This window comes from Winogradskya consettensis (genome assembly GCF_018332715.1).
GTDB lineage: Bacteria > Actinomycetota > Actinomycetes > Mycobacteriales > Micromonosporaceae > Actinoplanes > Actinoplanes consettensis.
On record NZ_BOQP01000057.1, the window covers coordinates 50,781 to 70,363 of the forward strand.

18 protein-coding genes are annotated in these 19,583 nt (G+C 70.1%); 10 read left to right on the forward strand and 8 right to left on the reverse strand.

Features of this window, described 5'->3' with window-relative positions:
• Positions 1–2,922 (reverse strand): M4 family metallopeptidase, encoded by a 2,922-nt coding sequence (locus Aco04nite_RS43685; protein ID WP_213003074.1) that lies wholly within the window; start codon positions 2,920–2,922, stop codon positions 1–3.
• A 205-nt stretch (positions 2,923–3,127) separates the two neighbouring features.
• Here Aco04nite_RS43685 and Aco04nite_RS43690 point away from each other — a divergent pair, with 205 nt between their 5' ends.
• Positions 3,128–4,156, forward strand: a complete 1,029-nt coding sequence (locus Aco04nite_RS43690; RefSeq protein WP_213003075.1) for a helix-turn-helix transcriptional regulator — start codon at positions 3,128–3,130, stop codon at positions 4,154–4,156.
• Between the two features lie 9 nt (positions 4,157–4,165).
• Here Aco04nite_RS43690 and Aco04nite_RS43695 read toward each other — a convergent pair whose 3' ends face one another.
• Positions 4,166–5,173, reverse strand: coding sequence for a LacI family DNA-binding transcriptional regulator (locus Aco04nite_RS43695; RefSeq protein ID WP_213003076.1), 1,008 nt, complete (start codon positions 5,171–5,173; stop codon positions 4,166–4,168).
• A 238-nt stretch (positions 5,174–5,411) separates the two neighbouring features.
• Between Aco04nite_RS43695 and Aco04nite_RS43700 the strand changes: the two genes are divergently transcribed.
• The 4 genes from Aco04nite_RS43700 (at position 5,412) to Aco04nite_RS43715 (ending at position 9,891) form a co-directional block, all read left to right on the forward strand.
• Positions 5,412–6,668, forward strand: a complete 1,257-nt coding sequence (locus Aco04nite_RS43700; RefSeq protein WP_213003077.1) for an ABC transporter substrate-binding protein — start codon at positions 5,412–5,414, stop codon at positions 6,666–6,668.
• Positions 6,669–6,742: 74 nt separating this feature from the next.
• Positions 6,743–7,657 carry a carbohydrate ABC transporter permease gene (locus Aco04nite_RS43705; RefSeq protein WP_438874998.1) on the forward strand — a complete coding sequence of 305 codons (915 nt, stop codon included), beginning with the start codon at positions 6,743–6,745 and terminating at the stop codon, positions 7,655–7,657.
• A 6-nt stretch (positions 7,658–7,663) separates the two neighbouring features.
• The gene (locus tag Aco04nite_RS43710) at positions 7,664–8,557 is read left to right on the forward strand and encodes a carbohydrate ABC transporter permease (protein WP_213003078.1); all 894 of its coding nucleotides are present in this window, start codon (positions 7,664–7,666) and stop codon (positions 8,555–8,557) included.
• Positions 8,554–9,891: a GH1 family beta-glucosidase gene (locus tag Aco04nite_RS43715; RefSeq protein WP_213003079.1), complete on the forward strand. Its 1,338-nt coding sequence runs from the start codon at positions 8,554–8,556 to the stop codon at positions 9,889–9,891. The genes Aco04nite_RS43710 and Aco04nite_RS43715 overlap by 4 nt, the downstream gene beginning before the upstream one ends.
• Positions 9,892–9,895: 4 nt before the next feature.
• On the opposite strand, the gene Aco04nite_RS43720 is transcribed toward Aco04nite_RS43715, so the two are convergent.
• The 3 genes from Aco04nite_RS43720 to Aco04nite_RS43730 are packed head-to-tail and all read right to left on the reverse strand — an operon-like array spanning position 9,896 to position 10,822.
• The gene (locus tag Aco04nite_RS43720) at positions 9,896–10,237 is read right to left on the reverse strand and encodes a hypothetical protein (RefSeq protein WP_213003080.1); all 342 of its coding nucleotides are present in this window, start codon (positions 10,235–10,237) and stop codon (positions 9,896–9,898) included.
• Positions 10,198–10,455, reverse strand: a complete 258-nt coding sequence (locus Aco04nite_RS43725; RefSeq protein WP_213003081.1) for a hypothetical protein — start codon at positions 10,453–10,455, stop codon at positions 10,198–10,200. The genes Aco04nite_RS43720 and Aco04nite_RS43725 overlap by 40 nt, the downstream gene beginning before the upstream one ends.
• A 13-nt stretch (positions 10,456–10,468) precedes the next feature.
• Positions 10,469–10,822: a GNAT family N-acetyltransferase gene (locus tag Aco04nite_RS43730; protein ID WP_213003082.1), complete on the reverse strand. Its 354-nt coding sequence runs from the start codon at positions 10,820–10,822 to the stop codon at positions 10,469–10,471.
• Positions 10,823–10,885: 63 nt separating this feature from the next.
• Between Aco04nite_RS43730 and Aco04nite_RS43735 the strand changes: the two genes are divergently transcribed.
• Positions 10,886–12,535 carry an ArnT family glycosyltransferase gene (locus Aco04nite_RS43735; protein WP_244876730.1) on the forward strand — a complete coding sequence of 550 codons (1,650 nt, stop codon included), beginning with the start codon at positions 10,886–10,888 and terminating at the stop codon, positions 12,533–12,535.
• Here the strand turns inward: Aco04nite_RS43735 and Aco04nite_RS43740 are convergent.
• Positions 12,513–13,463 carry a helix-turn-helix transcriptional regulator gene (locus tag Aco04nite_RS43740; protein ID WP_213003083.1) on the reverse strand — a complete coding sequence of 317 codons (951 nt, stop codon included), beginning with the start codon at positions 13,461–13,463 and terminating at the stop codon, positions 12,513–12,515. The genes Aco04nite_RS43735 and Aco04nite_RS43740 overlap by 23 nt on opposite strands.
• 52 nt (positions 13,464–13,515) lie before the next feature.
• Between Aco04nite_RS43740 and Aco04nite_RS43745 the strand changes: the two genes are divergently transcribed.
• Positions 13,516–14,187, forward strand: a complete 672-nt coding sequence (locus Aco04nite_RS43745) for an alpha/beta fold hydrolase (RefSeq protein ID WP_213003084.1) — start codon at positions 13,516–13,518, stop codon at positions 14,185–14,187.
• Between the two features lie 56 nt (positions 14,188–14,243).
• Positions 14,244–14,504, forward strand: coding sequence for a hypothetical protein (locus Aco04nite_RS43750; protein WP_213003085.1), 261 nt, complete (start codon positions 14,244–14,246; stop codon positions 14,502–14,504).
• A 16-nt stretch (positions 14,505–14,520) separates the two neighbouring features.
• On the opposite strand, the gene Aco04nite_RS43755 is transcribed toward Aco04nite_RS43750, so the two are convergent.
• Together Aco04nite_RS43755 and Aco04nite_RS43760 are read right to left on the reverse strand one after the other, a co-directional pair.
• The gene (locus Aco04nite_RS43755; protein WP_213003086.1) at positions 14,521–15,285 is read right to left on the reverse strand and encodes a SigB/SigF/SigG family RNA polymerase sigma factor; all 765 of its coding nucleotides are present in this window, start codon (positions 15,283–15,285) and stop codon (positions 14,521–14,523) included.
• A 94-nt stretch (positions 15,286–15,379) separates the two neighbouring features.
• Positions 15,380–16,195 carry a helix-turn-helix domain-containing protein gene (locus Aco04nite_RS43760; RefSeq protein WP_213003087.1) on the reverse strand — a complete coding sequence of 272 codons (816 nt, stop codon included), beginning with the start codon at positions 16,193–16,195 and terminating at the stop codon, positions 15,380–15,382.
• A 180-nt stretch (positions 16,196–16,375) separates the two neighbouring features.
• Between Aco04nite_RS43760 and Aco04nite_RS43765 the strand changes: the two genes are divergently transcribed.
• Positions 16,376–18,115, forward strand: coding sequence for a YncE family protein (locus Aco04nite_RS43765; protein ID WP_213003088.1), 1,740 nt, complete (start codon positions 16,376–16,378; stop codon positions 18,113–18,115).
• A gap of 4 nt (positions 18,116–18,119) precedes the next feature.
• Positions 18,120–19,583 (forward strand): DMT family transporter, encoded by a 1,464-nt coding sequence (locus Aco04nite_RS43770; protein ID WP_213003089.1) that lies wholly within the window; start codon positions 18,120–18,122, stop codon positions 19,581–19,583.

Below are 19,583 nucleotides of genomic sequence, written 5' to 3' on the forward strand. Positions count from 1 at the left end.
TCACTTACAGGTTTTGGCTCCCGTCGCGTACGCCAGGCCGAAGCCGGACGCCGACGAGTCCATGAAGACCACCTCGCGTCCTACCCCTGCTGACGCGAACATCTGTGCGCCCGGGCTGCACGACGCCGGGCCGATGTACTTGCCCTGGAACGTGTACTGCTTGAGTTTCGGGTTGAGCGAGTTGTCCGGGTAGCCACCGGTCGCCATCCACGCCTCGACCGGCGCCTCCTCGGTGACGGTGAGGACCGTGCCGGACAGCGCGACGGTGTCGGCGCGGATCGCCTGCGGGGAGTTCTCCTCGAACAGCAGGTGCGGGGTGCGGGTGGCGAAGTCGAAGAGCCGAATGGAGTCGTGGTACGCCCCCTGGCTCCACTGCCCGTCGACGATCGTGCCGTAGTCGCGGTCGGTCATCCAGGCGACCGCCGTGGCGGACAGGTCGGGGTAGCTCACCCGCTCGGCGCCGAAGTCGCCGCCGGCGTATGTGGTCTTCCCGGTCGTGACGTCGTGGACCTCGGCGCCCAGTGACCAGTAGATGCCGTTGGCGTCGGGCTGCTGGAAGATCTCGTAGCGTACGTAGGAGATCTTCCCGTCCTTGACGCTCGGGGCCGTCGCGGGGCCGAACCAGTCGGGATGGGCGAGGGTGTGCACGGCCGGCGAGCTGCCGCGCAGGTAGCGCACGACGTCGAGGTAGCTCTGCGCCGGGTCGTACTGGCTCCACGCGACGAGGTCGCCGTCGAAGCCGAGGCCGTTGATGCGGTACGGGGAGCTGTAGAGCTCCTTGACCCGGCCGCCGCCGATCGGCGCCGACAGGATGCGGTTGGTCTCGTACGTCGGTGATGCGGGGTCCACGGCGACCGACAACCACACGACCCGCTTGCCGTCGGTGTGCGGGAAGCTGTTGATGCTCCCGTCGTCGGGGGAGATCCGGTACGGCGTGCCCTTGCCGTTGGTGCGGCCCGCCCAGATCGAGGTCGGCTCGGTGCGGTTCGCGTCGGATCGCGGTACGGCGAACCAGCCGCCCGCCGTGCTCGCCGTCATGTCGGCGTACATGCCGGTGTTGAGCCGGTCGATCAGGACCTCGGTGCCCTTGCCGTACAGGGTGGCCTTCCACTTCGCGGTGATCCCGCGCGAGTCGAACGCCGTCCGCACCACCTTGAGGTCGGCCTTGCCCAGGCGGAACGACGTGGCGGAGGCGAGCACCGCGTCACGCGCGTCGACGAAGTCGGACATGGGCGTCAGGTAGTCGGTGAGGGCGCGATAGACGATCTTGTCGGCGGTGGTCTTGCCGAGCTTCTGCCGCAGGTCCCAGAGGGCACCGGACACGATCGTCGAGTTGAGGTGCACACCGCCGTCGTCCATCGACGGTGTGTCGATGAGGTGCTGGAAGTCCGCTGTGGTGGCACCGTCGTCGAGGTCGCGCAGGGCGCACGTGGCGGGGGTCAGCGTGCGGCAGAGGTCGCCGCCGATCAGGCTCGCCTGCGGGTCGGACATCGGCGTGCCCGACGCGTCGACGTCGATGGCGTTACCGAAGTAGTCGGCGATCGCCTCGTTGAGCGCGCCCGATTGTCCCGCGTAGACGAGGCTTGCGGTGTGCTCGACCACGCCGTGCGTCATCTCGTGGCCCACGACGTCCGGGTCGGCAGCCAGCGGGAGGTACTCGTCGTCGCCGCTGCCGTACACCATGCGGGTGCCGTCCCAGTACGCGTTCACCCACGGGTTGCCGCCGTACGTGATGCCCACGACCGAGTCGATCGGCATGCCGGCGTCGTCGAGGCTGGTGCGCCCGAGCTTCGCCTTGTACCACTCGTAGACCTTCGTGGCGTCCCAGGCGGCGTCCACTGCGCCGGCGGCGGTCAGGTCGGCGCCGAGCGTGGTCGACGCGGAGGTGAACGGCGCCAGGCCCTCCGGCCACGCGCCGCCCATCAGGTCGTAGTAGTCGCGGCCGCGGGCGTCCCAGGTGGTGATCGGCACCGTCGTGCCGTCCGGCTGCTGGTGGGTCCGGTCCTGCAGCAGGTACGAGCCGGCGTCGGACCGGACGAGCGGGAGCGCCACGGTGGCGCCGTGCAGGGTGGTGGCCTGGCCGACGACCGGCGCCGTCCCGGTGCCCGCGGCTTTCGACTGCGTGCCGGCCGGTGCCGTGGTGACGCCGTCGGCGGCCAGGGCGGCGGCCTGCTGGCCGGTGACGAAGGACTTGATCCGGCTGACGCTGAGCAGCGGCATCCCGTTCGCCGCGCCCACGTACACGTCGCGGAGCACGGGCTGACCCGTGACGACGTCCGCGCCCTTGACGAGCACGCGCCGCGCGAGCAGGCCGGTGCCGGTCGGCATGACCAGAAGGCCCTGGTCGGTGCCGGTGAGGTCCGGGGCGGCCGTGGTGCCGGGCCGCGGGATCGAGGCCACGACGGCCGAGCCGGGGTGCAGGCTCTTGCGCACCTCCTCGACCGCCCGGGACACCGCCAGCGCTGCGGGGATCGGGGTGACGGTCGTGTCGACGTCCAGCTTCGTGAAGTAGGTGCCCGAGGTGCCGGTCACCGTACGCCTGCCGGCCGTCTTCTCCGTACGCACGACGTACTGGGCGCCGAACACGGGCAGGCCCTTGTACCTCTGGTCCAGCCGGACCGTCTCCCGTTCGCCCTGCGTCTCGACGCTCGCGGTGGTGAGCGTGCCGGCCGGATCGCCGATCCTGTAGCGGTCCTTGTGGCTCGCGAGGTGAGCCTTCGCGGCCTTGTCCGGTGCGACCGTGGCGTCGACCGGGTCGGTCACATCGTCCACCAGGGCAGGGGTGTCCGTCGCGGGCGCGGCAGTGACCGGTGCCGGGTCGGCCGGCGCCGGGGACGCCGCGTTCGCGGCGTGCGCGGTGGTTCCCAGGATGGCAGCCGCCGCCAGCACGGCGATCGTGGGTAGTGCCTTGGCTCTACGCAATTCGTGCTCCTGCAAGGTGGGGAACAGCTCGGTTCGCCTACCTCACCCCGGTGCCGGATTGCGCCACAAGAAGGACCTTGCGCATTTGCGCACATGAGCAGGTGCGCCGCCGGGTCCATGCCGGACGGCCTTACAGATTTGTAATCTCCGATTCATCGCAGCGAGAGCGCACCCGGGCATGCTCGGATCTCAGGGGCTCAGAAACATGGATGTGACGGACGTACCGTGGTCGGCAACCGGTCTTGATCCGCTGGCCGGCCGCGTCCTGGAATACCTGGTGGCGGTGCGATCGGCGGACCGCGACGAGGCGGCGTCAGCTGTCGGGGTGTCACCGTCCGAGGCGGAGCGGGCGCTGCGGCACCTCGCGGACGCGGCACTGGCGACACAGACCGGCGGTGCGGCACCACGATGGACGGCCGCGCCGCCGAGACCGTCGCTCGGCGCCCTGCTGGCCCGGCGGCGCGCAGAGCTGGCCCGCGTCGAGGACCTCGTGGAGCGGCTCTCCGAGACACACGAAGCGGTGTCCGGGCCCCGCGCCACGGACGTGGTGGAGGTGCTGAGGAGCGGGGACGAGGTGCCCGCCCGCTATCGCCAGCTGCTGATGGGAAGCTCGTCCGAAGTGCTGCATCTGGCGAAACCGCCGTATGTGACAGGTGCGTCGGCGTCCACCGGGGCGGTGGGGGTGACGCCCGGCGTGCAGATGCGATCGGTGTACGAGACGGACGGTTTCACCGACTCGGTGTCCCTCATGACGGCTCTGCGCGGGACGGGCGAGGGCGGGAAACTGCGGATGACCTCGCAGATCCCGGTGAAACTGGTGATCTTCGACCGGGCGGCCGCGCTGCTGCCGATCTGGGCGGACCGCCCGTCGTCGGGTTCGCTGGTGGTTCACTCGCCCGCACTGGTGATGGCACTCGTGGCCCTGTTCGAGAGCGTGTGGGAGCGCGCCGAACCGGTGTCACTGACGAGACGGCACGACCTGCCGGACGGGGACCGCGGGCTCCCGGCCTCGGGACGGGACCTGCGAACCCGGGAGATCCTGCGCATGATGGCGGTCGGCATGAAGGACGAGACGATCGCCCGGATCCTCAACGTGAGCCGCCGCACCCTCCAGCAGCACATCAGCGACGCGGGTGCGGTGCTCGGCGCCCGTACGCGCTTCCAGATCGCCCTGCTGGCGGCGAAGCAGGGCTGGCTGAGCGACCGGAGCGACGGCGCGGATCACCCGAGCTGAGAAATCCGTTCAGGTCGAACCGCGGGTGATGAGCGCGGTGGGCAGCGTGGTGGGTTCGGCGGGTGCCGGCGATCCGAGCAGCATGGCGACGATGGCTTCGGCTGCGGCCGTACCTATGCCGGTCTTGTCCTGAGCGACAGTGGTCAGTCCTGGCGGGACCAGGGCCGCCACCTCGATGTCGTCGAAGCCGATGATCGCGATGTCGGCGGGTATGCGCAGCCCGGCCTCGTGGATGGCCCGCATGGCGCCGACCGCCATCTCGTCGCCGGCGGCGAACACCGCGGTCGGGGAGCGGGGCAGCAGCCGTTTCATGGCGGCGTAGCCACTGTCGAGATACCAGTCGCCGGACGCGATGTCGGCGTCGGCGAGGGTCCGGCCCGCCTCGGTGAGGGCGGCGCGGAAACCGGCGAGTCGTTCGGCGGCCGGCCAGGTGTCCGGGGGGCCGGTGATGGTGGCGATGCGGTGGTGACCGCGATCGATCAGGTGCTGCGCGGCGAGCCGGCCGCCGCCGGCGTTGTCGGACGTGATCGAGGTGCACGTCGGGCCGGTGAACCGCAGATCCAGGGCGACGCAGGGCACCTCGGCGTCGACCAGGGCCAGCACGGCCGGATCGCGGCTGCCGTTGTCGATGATGACCACGCCGTCGACGCTGTGGCGCTGGACCGCACGCAGGAAACGCTGCCGGCTGTCGGGCCCGGCGCTCCGGTCGGGGGCGAGCATGAGCAGGTGCAGTCCCTGGGCGCTCAGCGCGCTCTTCAACGCGACGAGGATGTCCTGCAGGAACGGGTGCCGCCAGCCGGGGCGGCGGTGGTCGGTGTCCCACACGAGTCCCACCATGTTGGACTTCTTGGTGGCGAGGGTGCGGGCTGACTCGTTCGGCAGATAGCCGACCTCGGCGGCCATGTCGAGGACGTGCCGGCGGGTGCCGGGGCTGACGATCTCCGGGGTGTTGAAGACGCGGGACACCGTGGCGACGGAGACACCGCACCGACGTGCCAGTTCTTTGATGCTGGACATGACTCGAAGCTCCCATGTAACCGGTTTCATCACCGTATCAAGCAGATATCACACCGGTCAATGTGTTGATCTCGCGTTATTCGTTCGTCACTTGACAGAAGACGCATTGATGGGGTCAAACTCTTGGCGTCACGGGATGCACCTCAATCCTTTTTGATCGACCTCGAAACAATCATGCTCGGCACAATGTAACCGGTTTCATGAAACCGGTTACATCGCCATGGAAAGGAGATCGCCCATGCGCTTCTCACGTGCCCTGGCCACGGCTGCAGCGGCAACCCTGCTGCTGACCGCCTGCGGATCAGGCGGCGGTGAGAGCGGCGACGGCGCAACCGTCACGCTCAACGTCAGCCTGTTCGGCAACTTCGGCTACCAGGAGCTCTACAAGCAGTACGAATCGGCGCACCCCAACATCAAGATCAAGGAACACACGGCTGCCTACAACGACCACCACCGCGACCTCGCCACCCACCTCGCCACCGGGTCCGGCGCCGGCGACATCGAAGGCGTCGACATGGGCTTCATCGCCCAGATGCGCGAGGTCGGCCAGCAGTTCACCGATCTCGGCACCGACCGGCAATCCGAGTACCTGCCCTGGAAATGGCAGGCGTCGCTGACCAAGGACGGCAAACAGATCGGCTACGGCACCGACGTCGGCGGCCTGGCCATCTGCTACCGCCGCGACCTGTTCCAGCAGGCCGGCCTGCCCGCCGACCGCGACGCTGTCTCCGCCGCGTGGGCCGGCGGCTGGGACAAGTACCTCGAGCTCGGCAAGCAGTACACCGCGAAAGCACCGAAGGGAACCGCGTTCTTCGACGGCGGGGGAGCGCTGTACAACGCCGTCATCGGCCAGGCACCCGAGGGCTTCTACAGCAGCGACAACACCATCGTCGTCGCCACCAACCCCGAGGTCCGCAAGGCCTGGGACCTCGTCGTCCAGGCGATCCAGAGCAACCTGTCGGCGAAACTGATCGAAAGCTCGCCGGAATGGAACAATGGCTTCGCCAAGGGCCAGTTCGCCACGATTGCCTGCCCCGCCTGGATGATGGCCAAAATCAAGGATCAGGCCAAGAGTTTCGCCGGGAAATGGGACGTCGCCGCGGTTCCCGGGGGCGGCGGTAACTGGGGTGGCTCGTACCTGACCGTTCCCAAACAGGGAAAGCACGTCGCCGAGGCCAAGGAACTGGCCGCGTGGCTCACCGCCCCGGAACAGCAGGCCAGGAACTTTACCTCACAGGGCCTGCTGCCCTCGATCCCCGCGCTCTACGACAAGCCCGAGATCGCCGGCTACAAGGACCCGTTCTTCAACGACGCACCCGTCGGCAAGCTCTTCACCACCGCTGCCAAGGAATTGAAACCGCAGTACCAGGGCCCGCGCACCGGTGACATCCAGACCACCATCCGCGACGGCCTGGTCCGCATCGAACAGGGCAAACAGACCTCCGACCAGTCCTGGCAGCAGACCGTCAGCGACGTCGAACGCCTCGCCAAATAGCCGACCACGCACGGCCGGCGGGCACCGCGAGCGCGCACCGCACCGCCGGCCACCGCGGCGACGAAGGACCACCCATGGCCATGCCACACCTCAGCGCCCGGCTCGACACCAAGGGCTCGCCCTACCTCTACGTACTCCCGTTCTTCCTGCTGTTCGGCGCGTTCGGACTGTTCCCGCTCATCTACACCGGCTACGTCTCGTTCAACGACTGGAACCTGCTCGACGCCGGGGAGCACCGGTGGGTGGGCCTCGCCAACTACAGCGAGCTGTTCCACGACGCGTACTTCTGGAACGCCCTCGGCAACACCCTCAGCATCTGGGTGCTGTCCACCGTGCCGCAACTGCTCGCCGCCCTCTGGATCGCCCACCTGCTCAACCACCGCCTACGGGCACGAACCGGCCTGCGCATGGGCGTCCTGCTCCCCAACATCACCTCCATCGTGGCGGTGACCATCGTCTTCACCCAGATGTTCGGCCGCGACTTCGGCATGGTCAACTGGCTGATCGGCCTCACCGGGATCGGGCCGATCGACTGGCAGGCCAGCACCTGGAGCTCGCATCTCGCCATCTCCACCATCGTCATGTGGCGCTGGACCGGCTACAACGCGCTGATCTACCTCGCCTCGATGCAAGCCATTCCCCATGACCTGTACGAAGCGGCCGAGCTCGACGGCGCCTCGTCGTTCCAGCAGTTCCGCCGGATAACCGTGCCCATGCTGCGGCCCACCATCATCTTCACCACCGTCATCTCCACCATCGGCGGCCTGCAGATCATGGCGGAACCCCTGCTGTTCGCCGGCACGTCCACACCCACGGGCGGCTCCGACCGGCAGTTCCAGACCATCGCCCTTTTCATGTACGAGCAGGGGTTCCGCGAATTCCGGTTCGGTTACGCCTCCGCGATCGCCTGGACCCTCTGCCTGATCATCGCCGTCTTCGCGATCGTCAACTTCCTGCTCACCCGGCGCATCGCCAATGACGAGAAATGAGCCGTCATGACCATTCTCGCCACACCACCGACGGCCCCCGCTGAAACCGAAGAACCACGCCCGGCCCGCCGTCGCAGCTTCGGCTACCCCCGCAGGGCCTCGATCTGGACGTACGCCGCCCTGCTCGCGATCGTCGCCGGCTCGGTCTTCCCGCTCTACTGGTCGTTCGTCGTGTCCTCCCAGACCAGCGAAGCCGTCGCGCAGGTCCCGCCCGTCCTGATCCCCGGCGGCCACCTGTTCGACAACATCGCCCGCGTCTTCGACTCCACCGACTTCGGTCGCGCCCTGCTCAACTCGTTCCTCGTCAGCGGCTCGATCACCATCTCCGTGGTGTTCTTCTCGACCCTCGCAGGCTTCGCCTTCGCCAAACTGCGCTTCCGCGGCCGCAAGGTCCTGCTGGTCCTCGCCATCGCCACCTCGATGGTCCCCCAGCAACTCGGCATCATCCCGCTCTACCTGCTCATGGCGAAGATCGGCTGGACCGACCACCTCGCCGCCGTCATCGTCCCCGGCCTGGTCACCGCGTTCGGCGTCTTCTTCATGACCCAGTTCCTCGGCCGCGCCGTCCCCGACGAACTCCTCGAAGCCGGCCGCATCGACGGCTGCACCACCTTCGGCCTCTACTGGCACGTCGTCCTGCCCATCGCCCGCCCCGCCGCCGCGGTCCTCGCCCTGTTCACCTTCATGCAGGCCTGGAACGACTTCTTCTGGCCGCTGGTCGTCCTGCAGAACAACGCCACGGTCCAGGTCGCCCTATCATCGTTGGCCAGCGGCTACACCACCGACTACACCCTCACCCTGACCGGCACCCTGCTCTCGACGCTCCCGATCCTCGTGATCTTCATCGTCCTCGGCAGGCAGATCGTCGGCGGCATCATGCAAGGAGCAATCAAGGGATGACGACGCCTTTCGTATGGGGGGCCGCGACCGCGGCGTATCAGATCGAGGGAGGGGTGGCGGAGGACGGCCGGGGTGACTCGATCTGGGATACGTTCTGCCGGCGGCCCGGGGCGATTGCTGACGGGACCTCCGGGGAGGTTGCTGCCGACAGTTATCACCGGTGGCTCGATGATGTGGAGCTTCTGGACGGCCTGGGTGTCGGCGCTTATCGCTTTTCGGTCGCGTGGCCGCGGGTCATGCCGAGCGGGGCGGTCAACAAGCCGGGGCTGGACTATTACGACAGGATCGTCGACGCGCTGTGCGAGCGTGGCATCCGTCCCTTTGTCACCCTTTATCACTGGGATCTGCCTCAGGAACTGGAAGACAAAGGCGGCTGGAGAGTACGCGACACCGCGGACCGTTTCGCCGACTACGCCACGGTCGTCGCGGAGCGCCTCGGGGACCGGGTCGAGGACTGGATCACGCTCAACGAGCCGTACTGTTCCTCGATCGTGGGTTATGCCGAAGGCCGCCACGCACCCGGCGCGACCGAAGGCCACGGGGCTCTCGCGGCAGCGCACCACCTGCTGATCGCGCACGGCAGGGCAACAACGGCAATCCGCACCGTACGCCCGGAAGCCCGCGTAGGCATCACCCTCAACCTGTCCCCGGCGGTCCCCGCGAACGACACCCCGATCGACCGCGCCGCCGCGGCCCGCATGGACCTGCTCGTGAACCGCCAGTTCACCGACCCGGTGCTCGGCGGCGCGTACCCGGACGGGTTCGAGAAGCTCTTCTCCGGCGTGAGCGACCTGTCCTTCCGCCGAGACGGTGACCTCGACATCATCGGCGTCCCGCTGGACTTCCTCGGCGTCAACTACTACTACCGGATCCACGCCGCCGACGCGCCGTACGACCAGCCGGACCCGGGCCTGCGCAGCGCCAGCGACATCGGCGTTCGCTCGGTGCCCCGCGACGGCGTCCCCACCACCGACCTGGGCTGGCCCATCGAACCCCAGGGCCTGTACGACACCCTGACCGGCCTCGCCGAACGGTACCCGGCCCTGCCCCCGGTCTACGTCACGGAAAACGGTGTCGCCCAGCTCCGCGACGACCTGAACCCCGACCCGGCCCGCATCGACTTCATCACCACCCACCTCGACGCCGCCACCCGCGCCGCCGCCGACGCCCCCATCGACCTCCGCGGCTACTTCTACTGGTCCCTGATCGACAACTTCGAATGGGCCCGCGGCTTCGGCCCCCGCTTCGGCCTGGTCCACGTCGACTACCCCACGGGCAACCGCACCCCCCGGGCGAGCTACGAGTGGTTGCGCAGGCGGATCGCCGGGCTGTAGATCTTCAGAGGGCGAGGTGGTCGAGGGGGAGGGCGCGCAGGAAGTCCCCGGCGTCGAAGGCCGTGCCCGCGGTGACCAGCCCGGTGGCCGCGGTCCGGCCGTCGAGGATCCGTGTGACCGCCTCGCCCGCCAGGGGCGCACTGAACGCGTAGATGTCGCGCCCACCGGCCGACACCCGGCGCTCCTGGCCGCCACGCCGGACGACCACCTCGACCATGAACGTCTGGGCCTGCCCGGGGTGAGCAGGGGGCGGCCCGACGTGCAGGTAGCTGCTGATGCCGCGGGTCGGCAGGTGCCGGGCGATGCTCACCACGTCCGCGGTGGGGAACTCGGCCTCGACCTCCAAGGTGCCGAACGGCGGCGGAAAATCCCAGGTCCCGACCGGTCCACCCCGCCGTCACCGAAGGCGGCGGTGGCCAGTAGGTCGCCGAGACCGCCGAAGAAGCCGATCGCGGGCAGGACCAGGGTGCCGGCCGGCGGCCGGGCGTCGTCGAACATCCGCCATGCGACCAGCGTCTCCCCGGCGACGTCCAGAAACGTTACTGTCCGCTTGGTTGACGACACGGGAGAATCTTGCTCAGCAGGGTGCCGCGCGGCGCGAAACCCTGGGATGAATAGAACCGCACGGCGTCTGCGTTGTGCGCGAAGATGCCCGCGTACAAATCTCGATGCCCTGGGTCAGGGCTGTGGCTTCGGCGGGCGGGTCGGGCAGGGGGACGATCTCGGCGGAACCGGCGATCTCGCCCGCGATCTCGGCGAGCAGGAACCGGCCCTCGGGGAACGACCGCTCGAAATGCGCGCGGACGATCGCGGCGTCGGGAACCCGGTAGACGTCCGGGTCGAGGCTGACATGCCACTGCGCGTTGGCCAGCCGCAGCGTGACCAGTGCTGGGACGTCGGCGGGCAGAGCGGGGCGGATCACCGGCTGCATGGGTGAACGTTACCGGGCGGCTGTGCCAGGGACGGCCCGGCGGGGAGCGGGTAGGTTCTCGGCGTGACCGTGGACCTCGAGGAACCCGCCGTCGACGTGCCCGAGGCGACTGAAAGGCCCCGCCGCCGCCGGAGGTGGGTCGCGCCGCTGCTGGTGCTGCTGTTGCTGGGGCAGATGGCGGCCGTCATGGTGGTCACCGCCGTGCAGCAGACGCCGACGATCGACGAGCCGGTCTACGTGGGCACCGCGGTCAGTTACCTGGAGCAGCACAGCCTGCGCTACAACCCCGAGCATCCGCCGCTCGGGAAGCTCATCATGGCGGCGGGGCTGGTGTTCGCGCATCCGAAGCTGGATCCCGCGTTCCGGGGCAACCAGAGCCTGCTCGGGCGGCACGTGCTCTACGAGGCGGGCAACGACCCGTACGAGCTGATGTTCCTGGCCCGGTTGCCGATGATCGTGCTGACGCTGCTGTTCGGGCTGGTCGTCTTCGCCTTCGCCCGGGATCTGACGGGGACCGCCGGGGGAGTGCTGGCCCTGTCCCTGTACGCGTTCTCGCCCGACCTGATCACGCACGGTTCCCTGGCGACGCTGGACGTACCCGCGATCGGGTTCCTCGTGACGGCGGTGTGGCTGACGTGGCGGGCGCGCAGCTCACGGGCGTACCTCCATCTGGGTCTTGCGGGGGTTGCCCTGGGGGCGGCGATCGCGACGCGGATGAGTGTCATCCCGGCGGTGCCCGTGGTGATGCTGCTGGCGTTCCTGAGCCTCAGGAAGCAGCGGCGTTCCTGGCTGAGCGCGGTGGCGGCGGCCGTGGGTGTGGCCGTGCTCGCCGTTGCCGTCGTCTGGGTCTGTTACCTCGTGATCGATCCGCGGTTGCGGTTCCTGACGCCGACCGGGATGCCGGAGATCCACGGGTTGCGGGCGCTGTTCGTCGACCTGCTGCCGTTGCCGGAGCCGTACCGCGACGGTATGCGCATCCAGTTCGGGTTCGAGGACTCGACGTTCCAGGGGTTCCTGTTCGGCCGGCTGTACGAGGGTTCGCTCTGGTACTACCTCCCCGCCGCGCTGCTGGTGAAGACGCCGCTCGGCATGATCGCGCTGTGGCTGGCCGGGAGCGTCGCGGTGCTCGCCGTGCCCCGGCTGCGCCCGGCCGCCGTCTATCTGCTCGTCACACCCGCGCTCCTGCTGGGCCTGGCGATGACCGGTGCGCGTGACTTCGGCAGCCGTTACGCGATCTTCCTGCCGATCTTCCTCGCCGTCGCCGCGGCTGCCGTGGTCACGGTCCGCTGGCGGTGGGCGCACCTCGCCGCGGGGCTGCTCGCACTCTCGGTCGCGGTCAGTTCGGTGCGGACCTTTCCCTACTACCTGCCGTACGCCAACGAGGCGTTCGGGGGACCGTCGCGGACGCACCTGCTGCTGCACGACTCGAACGTCGACTGGGGTCAGGACCTGGGCCGGCTGGCGGACCGGCTGCGCGAGCGGTATCCCGGCGAGCAGGTCTGGCTCGTGTACAAGGGCGCGGGCGTGCCCTCGGCGTACGGAATCGATGCCCGCAACCCGCTCAAGACGCCGCCGGCGGACGTCCATGGCCTGCTCGTGGTCTCGGACAGCTCGGTGGCGAAGGCGACCGGCCGGCTGAAGGCCCTGCTCGCCACGAGCGGCGCCCCGGTCGACGAGGTCGGTCACTCGATCAGCATCTACCGCCGCCCCTGATCGCCGCGGTGAACCGGGCCGCCACCTCTGCCACGGCGGCGTGCAGCTCGGGGCCCTCGTCGACGGTGAAGTCGATCGGCACGGCGGCCAGCCACTCCTGCGCGTACATGGCCGGGTTGCGGGTGCTTCCGGTCAGGACGCACCGGTCGCCGTCCGCTTCGAGGCGCCCCATCGGTGGCCGGATGAACGGTGCCACCCGCTCCAGGGGTGCGTGGAACACCACGCGCGTCGGGTATTTCCAGCCGCTGCCCAGGTTCTCCTCCAGCGAGGCGACCGGGTCGAGGTCCGGGGGTGGGGTGAAGCGGTGTGCGGTTCTGCGTACGGCGTGGATACGGTCGACGCGGTACGTGCGGATCGCGTCCGCGGCGTGGGAATGGCACAGCAGGTACCAGCGGCCGTAGCGCACCACCACCGCCCACGGGTCGACCTCGGCCTCGAAGGTGCGCGACGTGACGACGACCCGGCACCGCTCGGCGATGGCCCCGACCAGGGCACTGGCGATGGCGGGATCCGGGCGTGCCGCTCGCGGATCAGGAGCGGCCGACGCGTACGCCCGGAGCGCCGCAGCCTGCCGCCCGATGCCCTCGGGTAGCGCCCGGATCACCTTGCTGAGCGCCGACCCGGCGACGTCCTCCGCGTCGATCGCCGCACCCCCGTCGAGGACCGCCATGACGAGGCTGAGTGCCTGTTCCTCGGTGAAGACCACGGGTGGCAACCGGGTGCCACGGCCCAGCCGGTAACCGCCGTACGGTCCCCGCGTCGATTCGACCGGGACGCCGGCCTCGCGCAGGATGCCGACATATCGCCGGGCCGCGCGCTCGGTGACGCCCAGGAGGGCGGCGAGCTGGTCGGCGGTCGTGCCCGGGCGGGCCTGCAGGATCTCGAGCGTACGCAGAGCACGCGCGGTGGGACTCGAACCGTTCGGCACGCCCGGACGATACCGGAAGCCGATTGTCCGGAACCGGCTCTAGGTTGATCCCATGACTGCAGAAACACTCATCCTCGTCGGCGGCCTGTGGCTCGACGCGTCCGCATGGAACGACGTCGTGACCGAGCTGGCGGGCCAGGATCGGCACGCTGTCCCGGTCGCCCTGCCGGTGAAACCCGCGGACACCCTCGGCGATCAGGTGGCCGCGGTGCTCGCCGCCGTCGACGCGGCACCCGGCAGGTCGGTGGTGGTCGGGCACTCCGCCGCGTGCAGCCTGGCCTGGCTGGCGGCGGATGCGCGGCCCGACCGCGTGGCGAAGGTGGCGCTCATCGGCGGCTATCCGGCCGTCGACGGCTCGACCTACGCCGACTTCTTCGAGGTCAGGGACGGACTCATGCCGTTCCCGGGGTGGACGCCGTTCGAGGGCCCCGACGCCGCCGACCTCGACGGTCCGGCGCGGCAGGCGTTCGAGGCCGCCGCCGTGACCGTTCCTGAGGGGGTGGCCCGGGGCGTGGTGCACCTGGGCGACGAGCGCCGCTACGACGTGCCGGTCGCGCTGATCTGCCCCGAGTTCACGCCCGACCAGGCCCGGGAGTGGATCGCCGGGGGTGACATCCCCGAGCTGGCCCGCGTGAAGAATCTCGACCTGATCGACATCGACTCCGGCCACTGGCCGATGCTCACCCAGCCGCTCGCGCTGGCCCGGATCCTGGCCGCGCTCTGACGCTGCGTGACATCTTTCCGGATTGGTTGCGGCGGTCCCGGGGTACCGGACGGGCCATGAACGACGAGCAGGCCCGGCTGGAACAACGGGCGTCGGACCTGATGAACCTGAACGCGATCGCGCTGGAGGAGACCGAGCAGAGCCTGCACGCGAGCGCCGATCGCCGGACCGACGACGAGGCGAGCGCCCCGGCTGCACGAGCTGGCCGACGGCGTGTCGGAGACAGCCGCTCAGATCGCCGCCCGCGCGCGCCGGCTCAGCCATCCCGGCCCTCCGGCCTGACCCGCCGCCCGGCCTGCATCCCGCCCGGCGCCTAGGGGCGCCGGGCGAATCTCAGCCCGCGGTGAGCTGCACGCGCAGCTTGGCCAGGGTCCGGGTGATCAGGCGTGAGACGTGCATCTGCGACACGCCGATCTTCGTGGCGATCTCCGACTGGGTCAGGTTGCCGAAGAACCGGAGCGACAGGATCATGCGTTCGCGTTCGTCGAGAGCGGCGATCGCCGGGCCGAGCGCGATCCGCAGCTCCGCGAGCTCCATGTCGTGGTCCATCACGCCGAGTGTGTCGCCGAGCGTGGTGGTCCCGTCCTCCGTGACCGGGGTCGAGAGGCTACGGGCGCTGTAGGCGCGGGCACCCTCGAGGCCTTCGAGGACCTCTTCCTCGGTGGTGTTCAGATGCGCGGCGATGTCGGCGACCGTGGGTGACCGGCCGAGCGTGTGGTGCAGGGTGTTGCTCGCATCCGTGATCGCCAGCCGGAGCTCCTGCAGGCGGCGCGGAACGCGGATCGACCAGGTGCGGTCGCGGAAGTGCCGGCGGATCTCGCCGAGGATCGTCGGGACCGCGAAACCGGCGAACTCGATGCCGCGCTCGGGGTCGAACCGGTCCACCGACTTGATCAGGCCGACGACCGCGGTCTGGATCAGGTCGTCGTCGGGCTCGCCCCGCCCGGAGTAGCGGTGGGCGAGGTGATGGGCCATCGGCAGCCACGCCCGCACGGCTTCGTCGCGCAGGGCGTCGCGTGCGGGACCGGGTGCGGTAGTTGCCAGTTCCCGGAGCAGCTCGGACGCGGCCTCGGGGACTCGGGTGCTGGTGAATGTCATGTCGCATCCTCTCGACGAGCGGTCTCGGACTACCCGTCTGTCGTCAGAGTAAACGACGCAGCAAACGACGCAACATGCTTGAGAGAGGTAATTGTCACTGGGCAAACGTCGCGGCGAGCGATCCGAGCAGCGTCAGGGCCTGCGCGCTGCGGGAGCCGGGCTCGGCGTGGTAGACCACGAGCTGCTGGCCGGGCGACGACCGTACGTCGAACGCGTGCATCGCCAGCGTGAGCGGGCCGACCTGCGGATGGACCACGCGTTTGGTCTCCGCGGTCTTGCCCCGCGCGTCGTTGTGGGTCCAGAGCTCCCGGAACGCGTCGCTTTCCCCCGTCAGGGTGCGGATGACGCGATCGAGCACGGGGTCGTGCGGCGACGCCCCGGATGCCAGGCGCAGGCCGGAGGTCGTCGCCCGTGCCACCTCGGGCCAGTCCGGGTAGAACGCGTACGCCGACGGGTCCAGGAAGACCTTGAACGCGAGGTTCCCGACCGGCCCGAACAGCGCCTCGCCGATCCGGTTCGCGGCGAGCACGTCGTACGCGCGGCCCAGCACGAGCGCCGGGTTGTCCGGCCACATGTCCATGAGCTGCCGCAGCTGCGGATCGATGTGCTCGGTGGCGTGCCCGGGATCCGCGCGGGGGCTCAGGCCGGCCAACCGATGCAGATGTGTACGCCCGTCCTCGTCCAGCCGCAGCGCGCGGCTGAGCGCGTCCAGCACCTGCACGGACGGGTGGCGCTCGCGGCCCTGCTCCAGGCGCACGTAATAGTCCGCGCTCACCCCCGCGAGCAGCGCGACCTCCTCCCGGCGCAGCCCGGGCACCCTGCGGACCCCGGAACTGATGACGCCGGCCTGTTCGGGCGTCACTCCGGCCCGCCGGCCGCGCAGGAACTCACCGAGTGCGTTGGTGGTCATGTGCCGACGGTACGGCGATGGACCGCCCGTCATCCTGGGTGCGCCGCACCCACGCTGCGCCGGGGTCCATATCCATCCATAGTGGTAACTGTTGTGGTCTGCCGTTCGCGTTTGGTGCCAAATTCGCTCAGAGGGTTTCCCTGGACCCCGTCATCACCGCATAGTGATCGAGGGGGCACTATGAGTGAACATGATCTGCCACCGCAATTGTTGACCGAGATCGGCAGTCCGGCCCGGGAATCCCGTCTGACCGTTGTGGACGAACTGGCGCGATTCGCGGCGGGCGACGACCTCGCCATGGCGGCCGCCGCACGGCAGGCGCTGCTGCGCATGGCGGAGGACGACAGCCGCAGTGTGTCGGCTGCGGCCGTCGCCGGGCTCGAACGCACGGCTGTCCGGCTGAACCCGGAACGGGTCGACTTCGGGCAGGTGGCGTCCGGCGCGCCACAGCTGGTCGCCGACGTCCTGGTCAGTGGTCCACCGCTCGCGGTCGCTAACACCACGGTGACCGTGTCCGGCTCGGGCCTGCGCGCGATGATGGTCGGGCGCCGGCTGCGGGTGGTGTGGGAGCCGCAATCGGACTGGCTGGACGGTTCGGTGACCGTACGCGGGCCGGCCGGCTGGGCCGACGTTCGCGTGACCGGCCAGCGGACGGCGACCGAGCCGACCCCGGCCACCACCCGCAACCTCGGCGACGTCCCGGCGAGCCGGATGACCATGCTCTCGGGGACACCCGAGCCCCGGAGACGACGGCACCGGACCCGGGCCACCGCCCTCGCCGGGGGTCTGACGGCGTTCATCCTGCTCGGCGGCGCGGGGGTCGCGTGGGCCATGAACGGCAGCGGCGAGGGCGATCAGCAGACCGTCGCGCCGCAGCCCGCCCCCTCGGCCGGCGAGCACGACCACGCCACGACCGGGCCGGCTCCCGAGGCCGGCCCGCAGGTCGCGCCGCCTCTGGCCACGGCGACTCCGGGACCTGCGGGTGTCAACCGCGTACCCCTCGCGCGAAGCGTCAAGAGCGTGGCCAAACCCGCGGCGATCGCCACCGTCGGGGTGGGCACCGAGCCGGAGGGCGTCGCCGTGTCGCCCGACAGCCGGACCGTCTACGTCGCCAACCAGCACTCCCACGTCCTGTCCGTGGTGAACGCCGCCAGCCGCAAGGTGACCTCCGTGCAGCTTCGCGCGACGCCCCGGTTCGTGGCGCTCGCGGGCGATGGCCGGCTTGTGTTCGTCTCGATGTACGAGGACGACAAGACGGGCAGCGGGGTCGCGGTCGTCGATGCCAAGTCGCTCGAGGTGGTGCGCTATCTGACGACCGGCGTGCAGCCGTACGCGCTGGCTGTCGGCCCGGACAACCGGGTCTGGGTGCCGATCCACAGCAAGCAGTCGGTCGAGCTGTTCGCGGTCGGCGACCAGCGCCCCGAAGGCCGGATCATGGTCCCGCCCAACCCGCACGCCGTGGCGTTCTCCGCGGACACCATGCGCGCGTTCACGCCCAACCACGAGTCGAACGCCGTCGGCGTCATCGACATGCGTACGGACAAAGTGGTCAAGACCGTGCCCGTCAGCAAGGCGCCGCACAGCATCGCCGTCTCCCCGGACGGGAAGATCGTGCTGGTCGCGGGGTACGACGCGAACACCGCCGACATCATCGACGCGCGCACCCTCGAACGCCGCGGCCCGTTCAAGGTCGGCAACAAGCCGCAGAGCGTCGCGTTCGCCCCGGACGGCGCGCACGCGTACGTCGTGAACGAGGGGGACGGCACGGTGTCCGTCCTCGACGGCAAGACCGGCGAGGTCACCGCGACCGTCCGGGTGGGAGGCAGCCCCCGGGCGATCGCGGTGTCACCGGACGGGTCCTCCGCGTACGTGTCGAACGGCAAGGACAACACCATCACCGTGCTCCGAGTGGGGGAATGAGCAGATGACCTCCGCAGGCTGGATCGCCCTGGCGATCTCCATCTTCGGCGCCTTCGCCTACGCCGCGGGCTCGATCCTGCAGGCGGTCGGCGCCCGGCGCAGCGTCAACACGGTCAAGACCCTGGGCCACCCGCTCTACCTCATCGGCGTCACCCTCGACATGGCCGCCTGGGTCGGCTCGATGGTCGCCCTGGGCACCCTCGCCGTCTACCTCGTCGAGTCCGTGCTCGCCAGCTCCCTGGCCCTGACCGTGCTCGCCGCGCGCATCTTCCTCAAGTCCCACCTGCGCAACCGCGACATCGTCGCCGTCGCCGTCTCCATCGCCGCCCTGACGGTGATAGCGATGTCGGCCGGCCCGCAGGAGGCCGTCGCGGCGTCGACGGGCCTGCGCATCGGCTTCCTCTCCGCCGCCGTCATGCTGGCCGGGATCGGCTGGGCCGCTGCCCGGGCCGCCCCGCCCGGGGTCGTCGCGGCGATCGCGGGTCTCTCCCTCGGCGGTGCCGCGGTGGCCGGTCGCGCGCTGCCCGTCCCCGACCAGCCGATGGCGGACATCCCCGCCACGCTGCTGAGCGTGGCGACCGAACCGCTCACCTGGGCGCTGGTCACCTTCGGCGTCTCGGGCATGGTGCTCTACACCCATGCGCTGCAGAAGGGTCAGGTAGGACCGGTCACCGCGGTGCTCTGGATCGCGGAGGTGATCGCGCCGTCCGCCGTCGCCCTGGCCCTGCTCGGCGACACCGTGCGCGCCGGGTGGGAACTGCCCGCGGCGCTGGCGGCCCTGGTCACCGTCGGCGCGGCGGTGATGCTCGCCACCGCACCGGCCACCGACGCGACCGCCCGGCCGCAGGAAGCTCTCCCTGCCGCACCGGCACGGCCCGCGCTGTCCCGGGCACCGCAGCGGGCGGTTGCCGCGGGCACGGTGGCCACAGCCGACGGTGGCCGGTTCGCTCCCCGCGGCGCGCCCGGCGTGTTCGCCGCCGCGACCGCTTCCGCGCGGCAGCCGGACATGTTCGCCGCCGCGACCGCTTCCGCGCGGCGGCCTGACGTGTTCGCCGCCGCGGAGCCGACCGGGCCGATCAGGCCGCCGCACCCCGCCGGCGGTCACGTGTTCGCCCAGCGGGAACCCACGCAGGACCTGCGGGAGCTGCCCGACGTGCCCGTGCACGACCCGGCCGAAGGACCGCCCCGCACGCACGCCGAGCACCGGGTCATCTGGTGGGGCGCGCCGCCGATCTGGACCCCTCCGGCGCGCCCGGGAGCAGCGGCCATCGAAGCCGGCCGGCAGCCTGTGCCGGAGCTGACCTGGAGCCCGCCCACCGTCCAGCCGATGTGGACGGACCCGCAGCCCGCCGACTCCGACGCCATCATGGTTTCGGGCGAGGCTGTGCAGGAACTGCGGTGGGAAGACGTACGGGCCTTTGCAGTCGAGCCGGTGAAGGCCCGCCGACGTCCGTGGGACGACGCGTGA

Coding starts and splice junctions, on each gene's coding strand:
- Aco04nite_RS43760 (WP_213003087.1), bottom strand. CDS start 16,195: ATGACCACCAACGCACTCGGTGAGTTCCTGCGCGGCCGGCGGGCCGGA.
- Aco04nite_RS43695 (WP_213003076.1), bottom strand. CDS start 5,173: ATGTCCAGCATCAAAGAACTGGCACGTCGGTGCGGTGTCTCCGTCGCC.
- Aco04nite_RS43770 (WP_213003089.1), top strand. CDS start 18,120: ATGACCTCCGCAGGCTGGATCGCCCTGGCGATCTCCATCTTCGGCGCC.
- Aco04nite_RS43765 (WP_213003088.1), top strand. CDS start 16,376: ATGAGTGAACATGATCTGCCACCGCAATTGTTGACCGAGATCGGCAGT.
- Aco04nite_RS43745 (WP_213003084.1), top strand. CDS start 13,516: ATGACTGCAGAAACACTCATCCTCGTCGGCGGCCTGTGGCTCGACGCG.
- Aco04nite_RS43710 (WP_213003078.1), top strand. CDS start 7,664: ATGACCATTCTCGCCACACCACCGACGGCCCCCGCTGAAACCGAAGAA.
- Aco04nite_RS43715 (WP_213003079.1), top strand. CDS start 8,554: ATGACGACGCCTTTCGTATGGGGGGCCGCGACCGCGGCGTATCAGATC.
- Aco04nite_RS43755 (WP_213003086.1), bottom strand. CDS start 15,285: ATGACATTCACCAGCACCCGAGTCCCCGAGGCCGCGTCCGAGCTGCTC.
- Aco04nite_RS43700 (WP_213003077.1), top strand. CDS start 5,412: ATGCGCTTCTCACGTGCCCTGGCCACGGCTGCAGCGGCAACCCTGCTG.
- Aco04nite_RS43705 (WP_438874998.1), top strand. CDS start 6,743: ATGGCCATGCCACACCTCAGCGCCCGGCTCGACACCAAGGGCTCGCCC.
- Aco04nite_RS43690 (WP_213003075.1), top strand. CDS start 3,128: ATGGATGTGACGGACGTACCGTGGTCGGCAACCGGTCTTGATCCGCTG.
- Aco04nite_RS43750 (WP_213003085.1), top strand. CDS start 14,244: ATGAACGACGAGCAGGCCCGGCTGGAACAACGGGCGTCGGACCTGATG.
- Aco04nite_RS43730 (WP_213003082.1), bottom strand. CDS start 10,822: ATGCAGCCGGTGATCCGCCCCGCTCTGCCCGCCGACGTCCCAGCACTG.